The following is a 13,193-nucleotide window of genomic DNA, read 5'->3' as shown; positions in this document are numbered from 1 at the left end:
CACCTTAGAGGTCGGAATATGCCGTGGGCCGCAGGAAAGCAATATCGATGTGCGCCACGTTGTTTTGGTACTCGGGGCGGGCCGATAGCTGCTTCCATTCGGGGTCGGCGCCGAAGGTTTTCCAGTGCGCCTCGCGGGCGGCCATGTTGGCAAAGGCCGTCATGTACATCAGGTTGGGCATGTGGGCTCCGAAGAGTACCGAGCCGTAGAAGATGCCGTTGAAGCCCAAGCGGTCGAAGAGCTTGATTTCGCCGCCCGCGTTAAACATCTGCACCTTGTTGGCAAATATTTTTTCGCTGGCGCCCTCGTAGCTGCGCAGCTCGTACACGCGCTCGCCGCGGGGCGCGTCGAGCCCCGGGGCCCGCAGGCTGGTCATAGCTGGAAAAGATTGCAGGAAAATAGTTTCCAGCCGGGTGTAGGCGGGTTGGTTGTAGGGCGCGTTTTCGTAGGCACCGCCGGCCGCTTGCAGCTGCGGCGTGGTGGTTTTGGCTAGCTGCTCCCACTGCCGCAATGAGGCGTAGGGCGTGCACACGTACACGCGCCGGTCGGCGGCCGTGTCGTTGCCGATGGGCTTAAACACGCCGATGGTGGCCACGCCGGCGCGGTGCAGCGCCGGCAAATATTGTCGCTGCAAAAAGCTGTCTACCAAGGCTTCCTGGCGCGCGGTTTTTAGGTGGTATACCTTTAGCTCGAAGTAGGCCGGGCGCTCGGCGGCGGGGCGGGGCGCCGCCTGGGGCCGGCCCAGCCAACCAACCAAACCAAGCAGCAACAGGGGGAGGAAACGTAGCTTTTGCATAAGTAGAAAGAGGGCCGGCCCCCGGTGCTGAGCAGCCGCGCTAGCCCCTTTACGCAGAAGTGGGCCGCAGGGGGGCCTAGGCCCCCGGCCGCGCCAGGGTTAGCGCCGGGGCTTTTTACGCCGCGCCCGAATGGCAGCCAGGCGCTGGCGCTCGGCGCGGCGCTCCTCGCGCTGGGCCAGGCGCTCGGGCAGGCGGGCCAGCAGGCGCTCGCGCACGTAGCCGGCCAGGCTGGAAAGCGGCACCGTGCTGCTGGTGCGCAGGTAGTGGGCCACCTCGCGTTGCCGCAGGGTGCTGGCGCCAGCCAGGCCCCGCGCCAGCAGAAACTGCTTGATTTCCTCGACCCAGAGCAGGGCGGCCAGCGGGGCGGCCTGCACGGTGGCGTTGTAGCGGGCCGCGCGGTGCGGGCGCAGCCCTAGGCCCTCGCCCTCGGCCACCAGCACGCCCACCCACTCGGGCAGGCGGGGCAGCAGCTTGGCTAGGTGCTTTTCGGTGACGACGAAGGTGACAAAGTCGTAGACCTCGGCGTAGCAGCGCAGCTGATTTTCGACCCGCGCTAGGGTGTCGCCGTCGCCCTTCACCTCGTAGCCGTGCATGAAGCTGTCGGTCACGTGCACCACGTCGGCGCGGGTGGTGCCGGTGGGCAGCTCGTCGATGTACACGCCACCCAGCAGCAGCGGGTAGAGGCGGGCGCGAATTTCGGGGTCGTTCATGCGGGAAGCAGCGAATACGTCTGTCATGGCGAGCTTGCGAAGCCATCGCACCCGAGCGACTTCCGCCTGGGGCGTTCGGGTGCGATGGCTTCGCAAGCTCGCCATGACAGACGTATCTAACGTGCCCCTCCAACCCGACATCACCACCGAAGACGACATCAAGCTGCTGGTTGATAGCTTCTACGCCCGCGCCCTGACCGACCCGCTGCTCAAGCCAGTCTTTGTCGATTTCGCCCACATCGACCTCAGCCACCACCTGCCGCAGCTCTACGACTTTTGGAGCGGCATCTTGCTGGGCACCAGCCGCTACCGGGGCTTCCCCATGCGCAAGCACTTTCCGCTGCCCCTGGGCCTAGGGCACTTTGAGCGGTGGCTGGCGCTGTTTTTTGAAGCCGTGGATGCGCACTTTGCCGGGCCCACGGCCGAGCTAGCCAAGCGCCAGGCCCTGCACACCGGGCGTGTATTTGCCACTCGGCTGGGGCTGCTGGGCGGGGCGGCCTAGGGCCTGCTGCCGGGCCCAAGGCCGGCCCGCGCGCCCCTGGCCGCCCGGTTGCAAGCACCCCATGCAACGCTTTGGCGGCTAACTGCTTCTTACCAATAACGCTACTCCTATCTTCTTTCCATGATGACCCCTAGGCCTACTATACTAGCGGCGCTGCTGCTGGGCGCCCCCCTCCTCAGCCGGGCCCAAACCCCGGTGGCCCCCACTCCCCTGCCTAGGCTGTACGGGGGGCTGGCGGCCTACGTCAGCTCTTTCCAATCCATTGGCTCGGGGCCGGAAACTGGGTTTCCGCTGCCGCTGCAAGCCACGGTGGGCTACCAGCTGCGGCCCCGGCTGGCGGTGCAGGGCAGCGTGGCCTACCGGGGCGGAGCCTACGCCTACACCTATACCAACCGCGACTACTTTGCCAACGGCCAGGTGGGCCCGGCCTACGAAATCAGCGGCGTGAGCCGGCGCCGGGCGCTGTCGGCCGCCGTGCTCACGCGCCTCACGCTCACGCGCCAGGCCGCGCACCGCCTGCAGTTCGATTTGCTGGCCGGCCTCACGCTCGAGCGCATAGGGTACGTATACAACTCCGTGCGCACCGACAGCGCCGCCGCGCCGGTGGCGGCGGGCTATTCTACCGCCTCCACGGGCCTGCTCGTTACGGCCGGGCCAGGCCTGCGCTACCGCTTTGGGCCGCACCTGGAAGCCACCTACAACTGGCTGTTCAGCACCGGCTTGGCGGGCTTCGACAACCACAACAGCTATTATTACCGCTCCAGCGCCAGCATGGCCCTAGGGGTGCAGTACCGCTTCGGCCGCCACTAGCCTGCTTACTTTGGTGCATGGAACCACAAGCCCGCACCGCCCTAATTAAAGAACTCACCGCGCTGCTGCAAGCCGGCCAGGCGCACGTCACCTTCGAGCAGGCCGTGGCCGACTTGCCCGCGCCGCTGCGCAACCAGCTCGTGCCCGGCGCGCCCTACACCATCTGGCAGTTGGCCGAGCACCTGCGCATCGCGCAGGCCGACATCCTGGAGTTTTGCCTCAACCCGCAGTACGTGGAGCTGGAATGGCCGGCCGCCTACTGGCCCGACCCGGCCGCGCCCGTGGACGAGGCCGGTTGGCACGCCACGCTGGCTGCCATCGCCGCCGACCAGCGGCGCTTTATCGAGCTGCTCCACGACCCGACCACCGATTTCTTCGCCCCCCTGCCCCACGGCAGCGGCCAGAATATCCTGCGCGAGGCCCTGCTCATCGGCGACCACAACAGCTACCACACCGGCGAGATTGTGCTGCTGCGCAAGCTGCTGGGCGCGTGGGGATAAGGCCGCGGCCCGATGCTTACCAGTGGCCCGCGCTGCAACGCTTCAGCCGACCGATTTATCCTACCAATAATGCGTCGTCTTTATGCCTAAAACCGCTGTCTTGGTCGCCTACCTGCTGGGTTTGCCCTTGCTGAGTTACGGGCAAGCTCCTGCCGCCACCCCTCCAGACTCCGCTACCTTGCCGGCGCCTCGGGTCTACGTCGGGCTAGGGCTCTACATCAGCGAATACCAGCCTCTTAGCTTCGACGCTACCCGATACGCCGAACGCCTGCTGCCGGTGCAGCTGACCGTGGGCTACCAGCTGCGGCCCCGCTGGGCGGTGCAAGGCAGCGCCGCCTATAGCGGGTACCAAAGCGGCTACAGCCAACCTGCAAGCTACCCGACGCCGCTGCCGGACGTGTTTACCGAGTTCGTACTCACTTCCTCCCGGCGCAATTTATCGGTGGCCGGGCTGGGCCGCTACACCCTCACGCGCAAGGCAGCCCGGCGCCTGCAAGCAGATGCCCTGGGGGGCGCCACCCTGGTAAAGCAATGGTTCATTAGCGGTAACTACAGCGATGCTCCCAACGGCGCAGGCGTGTATTACCTCACCGGCTATACCCACCGCCAGGTTGTGGGCGTGCTGCTCACAGCGGGCGCCGCCCTGCGCTACCGCTTGGTGCCGCGCCTCGATGCCACGTTCGAGGGCACGGCCAACGTCGATTTGCGAGGTAATTTCTCGGGCCTGAGCAGCTCACTGGCCCTAGGGCTGCGCTACGGCTTCGGAAAAATGCAATAAGCCTAGCCCTCTTTTGTGCCGATTACGGGCTACTCGAAGCTGCCACGTAGATAAGCCACCCGTTTTCTTTTTCGGCAAGAAGGGCTTTTCAGGTCGCAGGAGCTAGCTCCGCACCATCGGCGCGGAGCTAGGTCTTCGCTTATTCAGCTTGCAAAAACTCCAGCACGGCGGCCAGTACTTGGTCGGGCTTTTCCTCGAATAGGTAGTGGCCGCTTTCGGGCAGGCCGATTACCTGCGCACCGGGCGCTACGCTGGGCAGGCCCTGGCGCAGAAACTCGTAGGAGACGTAGCTGCCGATGCCCAGCACGGGCATGGTGAGGGGCGCGTAGGTGCTGGCATCCTCAATGTCTTGCCCCAAGGCCTGATACCAGCCATTGGCCGCCCGGATGCTTTCGGGCTGGTTGTAGGCGGCGGCGTACACAGCCCGGTCGAAGGCCGACATGCGGCGCTCGTCCAGCATGACGTAGGCGAAGAGGTAGTCGAGCAGGTGCTGGAAGCGACCCGCCAGCAGCTTTTCGGGCAGGCCCGGCACCTGGTTGAAGGCCATCCACCACACGTAAGGCTGGTGGCCATCCATCTTGGCGGTGAAGGCGCCGGGAGCGGGCAGCATCGACATATAGCGCAGGCCCGCGCTCGGGTGGGCGCCGTCGGCGAGGAGGAGCTTGTGGGTGCTTTCGGGGTAGTTGAAGGCGAAGCTGCTGGCCACCATACCGCCGATGTCGTGGCCCAGCAGCGACACCCGGCCTAGGCCCAGGTGCTGCACCAAGGCGTGAATATCTTGGGCCATCGTCTTTTTGTCGTAGCCGGTGGCGGGCTTGTCGGAGCTGCCCATGCCGCGGATATCGACGATGATGACGCGGTAGTGCTGCGCGAGCGTGGGGGCAATGGGGTGGAAGGAATACCAGGTTTGGGGCCAGCCGGGCAGGCACACCAGGGGCTGGCCGCTGCCGCCCGCCACGTAGTGCAGTTGCACGCCGTTCACGGTAGCGTAGTGATTGGTGAAGCCGGGCAGCTTTTTCACCAGCTCCTCGTCGCTGTAAGCGGCTGCGTCGGCCGGGCCGGCGGGGGCCTCAAGAACTGGTGCGCCGGTGGGCGCCTGGCCGGCGGGGGCCAGCACGGCGGGGGCGCTGGTCCAGGTCAGGTCGGGGTAACGGTGGTTGTCGAGCGGGTGGTTTTGCACGCTGAACATGCTACGTAGGTACTGCAGCTGCTGCCAGTCGGCGTACAGCTCGTGCTCGCCGGCGGGGTTGGCGGCGCGGACCTGCGCGATGCGGGCGGCCAGGTCGGCGCGCGTGCCGAGCTGCACCAGCTCGAAGCGCCCTAGGCCCGCCTCGGCAGCGGCGGCCACCAACTCGCGCGCACTCAGCTGGAAGCTGGCGATGCGCAGCCACCGGGGCGCGGCGGCGTCGAGGGCCGCGGCGGCGGTGAAGGCGGCCGTGTCGGCCATGGTCGTGAAGTCGATTTGCCAGTCGGCGTCTTCCCAGTAGCCCACCTGGTGCTGCCGGAAGTTGAGCAGCGGAATATTGTAGGTGAGCACCTCGGCAAACGCGCCGTTGAGGATGGACGTGGCCGCGAGGGGCGCCTGGTCGAGGCGGGCCTGAAACTCGCGCCGCAGGTCGAAGTTGCGGTTCTGGCCGGCGGGCTGCTGGGTGTAGTCGCTGTAGAAATCGGACGGGATGAAGCGCGGCACGCCGGCCGCCACCGCCGCGTCGAGCAGCGCCGACTGGGCATCCACGATAACGTCGCGCAGGCCGGCCAGGGCCGATACCACGCAGCCGGCGCCCGCGCAGGCCTGGGTGAGGGCGGCCGCGTCGGCCAGGTCCACGCGCGCTAGTTCGACGCCGCGCTGGGTTAGGACGGCTACTTTGGCGGGGTCGGTTTCGGGGCGCACCAGGGCGCGCACGGCGGCACCACGCGCTAGCAGGGCATCAATAATCAGGCGGCCGAGCTTGCCGGTACCGCCGGCTACTACAATGGGCAGGTTCATAAAAGGCTGGAGGGGAAGGAAGATTTCTTGGCGCAAACCAGCACTGGTTTGCGTTGGCAAAATTCCGTCCTTCCCCACCCGGCGGCCTGCCTGGTTCTTGCGCAGTTCTTACAAATTCTTGCGGTTCTGCCGCCGGCCCTAGGCCTGCCGGAACGCCCGCGGGCTCTGGCCCACCGCCCGCTTAAAGGCCGCCGCGAAGTGCGCGGGCGAGGCAAAGCCCAGCGCGTCGCTGATGGCCGCAACGGGCTGCTCGCCGGCTTGCAGCAGCTGCCGGGCCCGCCTGATTTTCCAGTCCAGCACGTACTGGTAGGGCGCGCGACCAGTGGTCTGCTTGAAGCGGCGCGCGAAGTGAAACACGCTCAGGTTGGCCAGGTCGGCCAGCGCCTCCAGGGTAATGACCTGCTCGGCCGCGGCCTCCAGGTAGGCGTCGATGCGGGCTAGCACCGCCGCCGGCAGCCGGGGGCCGCCGCCCGCGATGCGCCGCTCGTAGCGGGCGTAGTGCGTGATGAGGTGCAGGCTCAGGGCCGCGGTGAGCGACTCGGCGTAGAGCTGCCCTAGGGGGTGCGCGGCACCGGTAGCGGCCAGCAGCTGCCGGCCCAGCTGCGTCAGCAGCCCATCCTCCAGCCGAAACTGGTCACGCAGGGCGAAGTGCGTGAGGTCGAGGCCCTGGCGGGCGCGGGCTTCCAGCAGCGCCGGGCTCAGGTGCAGGTGCAGCACGTCGGCGGGGCCATCCCAAGCCAGGGGGCCATACTCGTCGGCCGGGTACAAGCCGCCATCGCCGTAGCTAAACAGGTCTTCCTCCACCCGGCTGCCAGTCTGCCGCCGCGAGCGCACGGGCTGCGGGCCCTGGTGCAGCAGCAGCAAATGCTCGGCGTGGAAATGCGCGGGCACGGCCATCGCATCGAGCTGAAAGCGCTCTAAGCGCAGTTCGGGGCCAACCGGCGCGGCACTGGCTTCGACGGCCGGGCGGCCGTAGAGCTCGGCGGTGGGCAGGGAGGTGGTAAGGGCAGACATAGGCAAGGCAGCTACTAAGCCAACTCCGTCAGCGGCAAGTTGTTCGGCGGCCAGGCATTCGGTATCACCCGCGCCCTAGGGCAAGCACAGCAACGAGTGCTTGCGGCGCGCAACCTGGTGCTTCAACGTGCCGAGGCTCCGAGGTAACGGAACAGGGAATGGCTAGGTGCTATGGTCAAGCTTCGTTTTTCTTTTTGGCAAAAAACGAGTTTCCATTTTGAAAAAAACCACCTCCTGCTCGGCCTCGCGCCGGGCGGCATTTTTCTTTATCCATAACTCTATCAGCATATTACGCACCACAGCTTAGCTTCTTTTCAGAATCGGCATCTGGCTTGGCATTAGGTAACCATCGCTTACCAACCTGCCTCCTACACCATGCCCATTTTCGATAGCCTGACTAAGGGCGTCAAGGACTTCTTCCTCGAAGAAGAGCCGGGCGCCACCTCCGCCGCGCCGGCTAGCGCCCGGCCGCCGGCCGCCCCGGCCCCGCCGCTGGCGGGCCTCCCGGCGGGCATGACCCAGCCCGAGCAGCGCCACCTCGACCACATTGCCCAAGTGCTGGCCGGCGACGGCCGCGACTTCGGCGCCTTCACCAAAATGGTGAAAAGCCTGGCCGCCAGTGGCCTCAGCGGCCCGCTGCTCTACCAAACGGCCTTCAACGCCTTCGCCGCCGTGACGGGCCAAGACCTGCACTCGCTGCTAGCCTCGGCCGACGAGCTGAGCCAGAAGCTAACCGACGACCGGGCCCGGGTGCAGGAGCGCCACCGCGAAAAAATGGGCGACACGGTGCCGCTGCAAGGCCCGCCCAGCGCCCTAGCCCGGCTGCGCGAGCAGGAAACCCGTCTGCAAGCCGAGGTAACGGCCCTCGGGCAGCAGCTGGCCGACAAAACTCAGCAGCTGCAAGAAGCCCAGCAGCAGCTGCAGCAGGAAAGCGCCAAAGCCCAGTCGGCCCTCGCCAGCTACGAGCTGGCCCACGCCGCCGCCGTGGCCGAGCTAGCAGCCCACCAGCAAGCCACCAAAACCTTTCTACTCAACCACTAACCCTTTCTGAGACTTATGAAAACGCTTCTTGCAGACAACCTCTCCCCTAGCCTGCCCAAGTGGCAGCAGCCCGAAAAAGTGGCCGGCTGGGCGGTGCTGGCGGCCGGGGCCGGCGCCGGCGTGTACTACTGGGGCAAAATCGTGCCCTACCTCGTTGACATCGTGTTCGATAGCGTGAAGCTAGGCATCGGCATCGGGGCGCTGTTCGTGCTTTTTCTGCTGCTCACCAACAAGCGCATTCACGCCGGGCTATGGTACGCCGGGCAGCGCGTTTTGCGGACACTCGCGGGCATCTTCGTCAACACCGACCCCATCGGCATCATGGAGGACTACATCCGCACCACCGAGAAGGAGGCCATGCACATGGAGGCGGAAGTGGGCCACATCGAGGGCGCCCACGAGCTGGTGAAGCGCAAGCTGGCCGCCAACGACCAGCAGATGCGCGAGTACCTGGCCCTGGCCGACTCGGCCACCCGCCAAAACGAGAAGGATGCCGCCGAAGCCTATGCCAGCCGCGCCGCCCAAATCCAGGACTACAACCAGCGCCTGCAGCCCATGGCCCAAACCACGGCCAACGTGAGCGTGGTGATGCGCCAAATCCTGAAAGCCGCCCTGCGCCAGATTGACGGCAGCAAATTCAAGGTGGGCCTCCTGAAAGACGAGTACGAGCTGGTGAAGCGCACCAGCTCGGGCATGCGGGCCGCCATGAACATCCTGCGCGGCGACCCCGACAAGAAGTACTTCTTCGACCTGGCCACCGACCGCGTGGCCGAGGACATGGCCCAGCAACTCGGCCAGATAAAGCAGGCCATGCGCTACTCGCAAGAGTTTGTCAAAGAGATGGATATCAATAACGGCGTGATGAGCGAGAAGGGCCAGCGCCTGCTAGAGAAATACCAGAAAGGCGACTTCAATGCCCTGCTCAACACCCCCGCCAAACCCTCGGCTACTGCCTCGGTAGCCGCCACTCGCAAAGCCACCAACGATGCCTATTCTAGCCTGCTTGATTAGCGGCGGCCTAGCCCTGCTGCTCGGGGCCGCCCTGCTGTAGCGCAGACTTTCAGTCCGCGCGGGTGGGTCGCCCTCCGCGGCAGACCCCACCCCCCGGCCCCCTCCCCTCCGGGAGAGGGGGAGCCTGACGCTCGCCTTCCGACTGCTGACGCCCGCCCCGCCGTAGCTCCCTCTCTCCCGGAGGGGAGGGGGCCGGGGGGTGGGGTCTACCGCGGAGGGCGACCTAACCTACTCAACCACTTAAACCCCAAACTCGCGGACTCACAGAGTCCACGATACTTTACCACTATGACAACCCGCGGTAAAATTGTGCTCGGCGCCATCCTGTTCGCCCTGCTCTACTTTGGCCTCAATAAGCTGATTGCCAGCAATAAATTCTTCAAGAAGGCGGACACCCAATCGGTGCTGCTCAGCTCGATAGAGCTGCCGGCCAGCACCGGTGGCAGCCGCGCCACGCTGGTGGTGCCCCTAGCCCCGCTGCCGGGCACCACCCTGGCCGAGAGCGGCACGCCCATCGTGTGGGAGGTGATGGCCTGGAACTCACAGATGGCCGGCATGCTGGCCAACGGCGGCCCCCGCACTACGCAAGGCTCGGCCCTGGCTGCCAACGGCGTAGACATGCAAATTACCCGCCAGGACGACGTGAGCAAGATGCAGGCCGACCTGGTGAAGAACGCCCTCGACCTGCAAAGCAACCCCGCTACGCCGGGCCTGATTGTCAGCATCATGGGCGACGGGTTGCCCGCCTTCTCGGCCGTGCAGGGCGAGCTGCAAAAGGCCGGCACCCAGCTCCAGATTATCCCCTACTCGGTGGGCAAGAGCTTCGGCGAGGACAAGCTGATGGGACCCAAGGAGTGGCTCGACAACCCCAAGGCGGCCCTAGGCCACACGGTAGCCTGCTACCTGCGCGACGGCGACCACAACATCGCCCTGAAGTGGTGCGCCGACAACGGCTTGAAAGTGAATCCGGACGAGACGACCTACGACCCTGAAGCTGTGAACTTCATGGCCGCTAGCGACTTCCTGGTAGCCGCCGAGAAGTACATCACCGGCCAGCCCGAAAGCCGCCAGAAGGTGGTGAACGGCCGCCGCACCGGCACCACCCAGGACGTAACCGCCGATGCCGTAGCCACCTGGACGCCCGGCGACGTGAACATCGCCAAGCAGAAAGGCGGCCTCGTTAACATCGTGAGCACCAAGGACTACAGCAACCAGATGCCCAACATCATGGTCACGACCAAGCGCTGGTACGACGCCCACCCCAAGGCCGTGAAAGCCCTGATAACCGCCCTGGCCGTGGCCGGCGACCAGGTGAAAAGCCACCCCGAGGCCCTGGCGCGCGCCGCCGACATCTCGGCCCAGGTGTACGGCGACAAAGACAAGCCCGGCGCCTACTGGCTGAAGTACTACAAAGGCACCACCGAGGCCGACCGCACCGGCCAGGTGGTGGAGCTGGGCGGCAGCAAAGCTTTCAATTTCAGCGACAACCTCACGCTCTTCGGCCTCGACAACGGCGGCACCAACATCTACGCCGCCGTGTACAAAACCTTCGGCGACGTGCAAAGCCACCTCTACCCCAAGGAGCTGCCCAGCTATGTGCCCCTCGCCCAGATGCTCGACCTGACGCCCCTGCGTGAGCTGCAAAAGCAGTACGCCGGCAAAACCCTGGCCCCGGCCGAAACCCAGCAGTTTGCCGCCGACGATGAAATCCGCCGTAGCGTGAGCAAGCGCGCCTGGAACATCGAGTTCAACACCGGCCAGAGCACCTTCACCCCCGCCGCCCAGCGCGAGCTCATGCAGCTCTTCGACGACCTGGTGGTGGCCGGCCGCCTCAAAGTGGCCGTGCACGGCTACACTGACAACACCGGCTTGCCCACCGCCAACCAGCAGCTCTCGGAGGCCCGCGCCGAAGCCGTGGCCCACTGGCTCGAAGCCCGCAGCCACAGCGCCTTCCCCCAGGGCCGCGTGCAGGTGTACGCCCACGGCGCCGCCGAGCCGGTAGCCAGCAACGCCACCGAAGCCGGCAAAGCCCAGAACCGCCGCGTGGAAGTAGTGCTGGGTAATTAACCCCACCCCCCGGCCCCCTCCCCGATGGGGAGGGGGAGCCGAGGCAGCACAGGCGCTACCACCCTTTTTTTCTTCGATGCTATCATGCATGCACTCGCCTTTTTCCTCAAATCCAAGCCCGATTATTCGTTAGGCTCCCCCTCCCCATCGGGGAGGGGGCCGGGGGGTGGGGTTGGCGTCCTTTTCACCCCCAATGCCCACCCGCGCCGCACCACCCTGGCCGCGCTGGTAACCGCCCAGGCGCTGGTGCTGCTGGCGCTGTGGCTGTGGCTGCCGCTGCGCCTGTTCCCGAGCCTGAGCGAGGTGCTGCGGGCGCTCGGCGACCTTGTTACCAGCCAAGGCTTACTGCAGGAGCTGTGGGCCAGCCTGACCACTGCCTGGCAGGCCCTAGGGCTGGCCACACTGCTGGCGCTGGGCATCGCCTACCTCACGGCGCTGCCGTTTTTCCGGCCGCTGGCGTTTGCGGCCTCCAAGCTGCGCTACCTCACCCTCACGGGCCTCACGTTTTTCATGGCCCTGCTGCTCTCGTCGGGCCACCAGGTGAAGCTCTCGGTACTGGTGTTCGGGGCCACGGTGTACCTGGTCACGGGCATGACCCAGGTTATCCTGGGCACCACGCAGGAGGAGCTGGACCACGCCCGCACGCTGGGCCTGGGCGAGTGGGGCAGCTTCTGGGAGGTGGTGGTGCGCGGCAAGCTGCCCGACATGCTCGAAGTAGTGCGCCAGAACTTCGCCATCATCTGGACCCTCATCACGCTCGTCGAAACGCTCTACCAGAGCGAGGGCGGCCTCGGCCTGCTGCTCTACAAGCAAAACCGCTACCTGCACCTCGACGGCGTGCTGGCCATCCAGCTGGTGATTCTGGCCCTAGGGGTGGCGCAGGACTATGCGTTTGAAGGTATTAGGCGGACGTTGTTTCCGTACGCGGGGCTGGGGAAGGCCTGACGTTCTACCCCACCCCCGGCCCCTCCCCTCCGGGGGTGGGGAGCCTAATAGCCCTGAAAATTAATTTGCTCTTTATTAAAAACTGCCTGCCGCTGGCACCTGCGCCGCCGTGGCTCCCCTCCCCCGGAGGGGAGGGGCCGGGGGTGGGGTAAACGGAACTACCATGCATCCCCTTCCCTATTCCTACAAATCGCCCCTGCTCACGCTCGACCACGTGTCGATGCGCTACGGCCCTGACCTTATCCTGCGCGACCTCAATGCCCAGGTGCTCGACGTGGTGCGGCCCGGCCTGAGCCAGGGGCAGGTGGTGGGCATCTACGGGCGCTCGGGCATTGGCAAGTCGGTGCTGTGCCGGCTGCTGGCGGGGCTGGCGGCCCCCACCGCCGGCACGGTGCTGGTGGGCGAAGCCCAGGAGCCCGTGCAGGCCGGCATGGTGGGCTACGTGCAGCAGCGATATCCGCTGTTCGGGCACTACACCCTAGAGGGCAACCTGCTGCTGGCCGCCCGCCGCCGGCACCCCGCCGCCGAGGCCCGCGACCGGGTGGCGCACTTCCTTACCCGGTTTGGGCTGGCGGCCCACGCCCGCAAGTACCCGGCCCACCTCTCGGGCGGACAGCGGCAGCGGGCGGCCATTGCCCAGCAGCTGCTGTGCTCCGAGCACCTAATTTTGCTCGACGAGCCGTTTTCGGGCCTCGACGTGGCCATGATTGACGAGGTAAAGCGCCTCATCGTGGAGGTGACGACCCTCGACGAGCTGAACACCGTGCTCATCGTGAGCCACGACATTGCCACCACCACCGCCCTGGCCGACCGCCTCTGGCTGCTAGCCCCCGAGCGCAGCCCCGACACCGGTCAGCTGCTGCCCGGCGCCACCCTCAGTCCCCGCCACCAGTACAACCTGGCCCAGCTCGGCCTGGCCTGGCACCCCGACGTGGAAAGCGAACCCGAGTTCGTCGAGTTCGTGGAGGGCATTAAGCAGGAGATAAGGGGGAGTTAGGGCTTACTTAGCATCACAGTCTCACATCTCATCA

13 protein-coding genes are annotated in these 13,193 nt (G+C 66.1%); 9 read left to right on the top strand and 4 right to left on the bottom strand.

The window, feature by feature from the left end; all coding sequences use genetic code 11:
* Positions 1-4 precede the first annotated feature (4 nt).
* Positions 5-796: an NIPSNAP family protein gene (locus HHL22_RS01315; RefSeq protein ID WP_169529169.1), complete on the bottom strand. Its 792-nt coding sequence runs from the start codon at positions 794-796 to the stop codon at positions 5-7.
* 99 nt (positions 797-895) lie between these two features.
* Positions 896-1,534 (bottom strand): sce7726 family protein, encoded by a 639-nt coding sequence (locus tag HHL22_RS01310; RefSeq protein WP_169529168.1) that lies wholly within the window; start codon positions 1,532-1,534, stop codon positions 896-898.
* Positions 1,535-1,610: 76 nt separating this feature from the next.
* Here HHL22_RS01310 and HHL22_RS01305 point away from each other — a divergent pair, with 76 nt between their 5' ends.
* From HHL22_RS01305 to HHL22_RS01290, 4 genes are all read left to right on the top strand, one after another.
* Positions 1,611-2,009 (top strand): group III truncated hemoglobin, encoded by a 399-nt coding sequence (locus HHL22_RS01305; protein WP_169529167.1) that lies wholly within the window; start codon positions 1,611-1,613, stop codon positions 2,007-2,009.
* Positions 2,010-2,129: 120 nt separating this feature from the next.
* Positions 2,130-2,819: an outer membrane beta-barrel protein gene (locus HHL22_RS01300; protein WP_169529166.1), complete on the top strand. Its 690-nt coding sequence runs from the start codon at positions 2,130-2,132 to the stop codon at positions 2,817-2,819.
* Between the two features lie 17 nt (positions 2,820-2,836).
* Entirely contained in the window at positions 2,837-3,319 is a 483-nt protein-coding gene (locus HHL22_RS01295) for a DinB family protein (protein ID WP_169529165.1), read from the top strand.
* A gap of 82 nt (positions 3,320-3,401) precedes the next feature.
* The gene (locus HHL22_RS01290; RefSeq protein WP_169529164.1) at positions 3,402-4,097 is read left to right on the top strand and encodes a hypothetical protein; all 696 of its coding nucleotides are present in this window, start codon (positions 3,402-3,404) and stop codon (positions 4,095-4,097) included.
* A 139-nt stretch (positions 4,098-4,236) separates the two neighbouring features.
* Here the strand turns inward: HHL22_RS01290 and HHL22_RS23820 are convergent, their stop codons facing one another.
* The gene (locus HHL22_RS23820) at positions 4,237-6,084 is read right to left on the bottom strand and encodes an alpha/beta fold hydrolase (protein WP_169529163.1); all 1,848 of its coding nucleotides are present in this window, start codon (positions 6,082-6,084) and stop codon (positions 4,237-4,239) included.
* A gap of 138 nt (positions 6,085-6,222) precedes the next feature.
* Positions 6,223-7,098 carry a helix-turn-helix transcriptional regulator gene (locus HHL22_RS01280; RefSeq protein ID WP_169529162.1) on the bottom strand — a complete coding sequence of 292 codons (876 nt, stop codon included), beginning with the start codon at positions 7,096-7,098 and terminating at the stop codon, positions 6,223-6,225.
* 375 nt (positions 7,099-7,473) lie between these two features.
* On the opposite strand from HHL22_RS01280, the gene HHL22_RS01275 reads away from it, so the two are divergent.
* The 5 genes from HHL22_RS01275 to HHL22_RS01255 all read left to right on the top strand — a co-directional run bounded on the left by HHL22_RS01275 (position 7,474) and on the right by HHL22_RS01255 (position 13,159).
* Positions 7,474-8,139 (top strand): hypothetical protein, encoded by a 666-nt coding sequence (locus HHL22_RS01275; RefSeq protein WP_169529161.1) that lies wholly within the window; start codon positions 7,474-7,476, stop codon positions 8,137-8,139.
* A 15-nt stretch (positions 8,140-8,154) separates the two neighbouring features.
* Positions 8,155-9,150: a hypothetical protein gene (locus tag HHL22_RS01270; protein WP_169529160.1), complete on the top strand. Its 996-nt coding sequence runs from the start codon at positions 8,155-8,157 to the stop codon at positions 9,148-9,150.
* Between the two features lie 288 nt (positions 9,151-9,438).
* Complete coding sequence (locus HHL22_RS01265; RefSeq protein ID WP_169529159.1) at positions 9,439-11,217, top strand: OmpA family protein; 1,779 nt, start codon at positions 9,439-9,441, stop codon at positions 11,215-11,217.
* Positions 11,218-11,301: 84 nt separating this feature from the next.
* Positions 11,302-12,162 carry an ABC transporter permease gene (locus tag HHL22_RS01260; RefSeq protein WP_169529158.1) on the top strand — a complete coding sequence of 287 codons (861 nt, stop codon included), beginning with the start codon at positions 11,302-11,304 and terminating at the stop codon, positions 12,160-12,162.
* A 163-nt stretch (positions 12,163-12,325) separates the two neighbouring features.
* Positions 12,326-13,159 carry an ATP-binding cassette domain-containing protein gene (locus HHL22_RS01255; protein ID WP_169529157.1) on the top strand — a complete coding sequence of 278 codons (834 nt, stop codon included), beginning with the start codon at positions 12,326-12,328 and terminating at the stop codon, positions 13,157-13,159.
* The last annotated feature ends 34 nt before the right edge of the window (positions 13,160-13,193 follow it).

Source organism: Hymenobacter polaris (genome assembly GCF_012927305.1).
Taxonomy (GTDB): domain Bacteria; phylum Bacteroidota; class Bacteroidia; order Cytophagales; family Hymenobacteraceae; genus Hymenobacter; species Hymenobacter polaris.
This window is presented reverse-complemented; position numbering and strand designations above follow the sequence as displayed.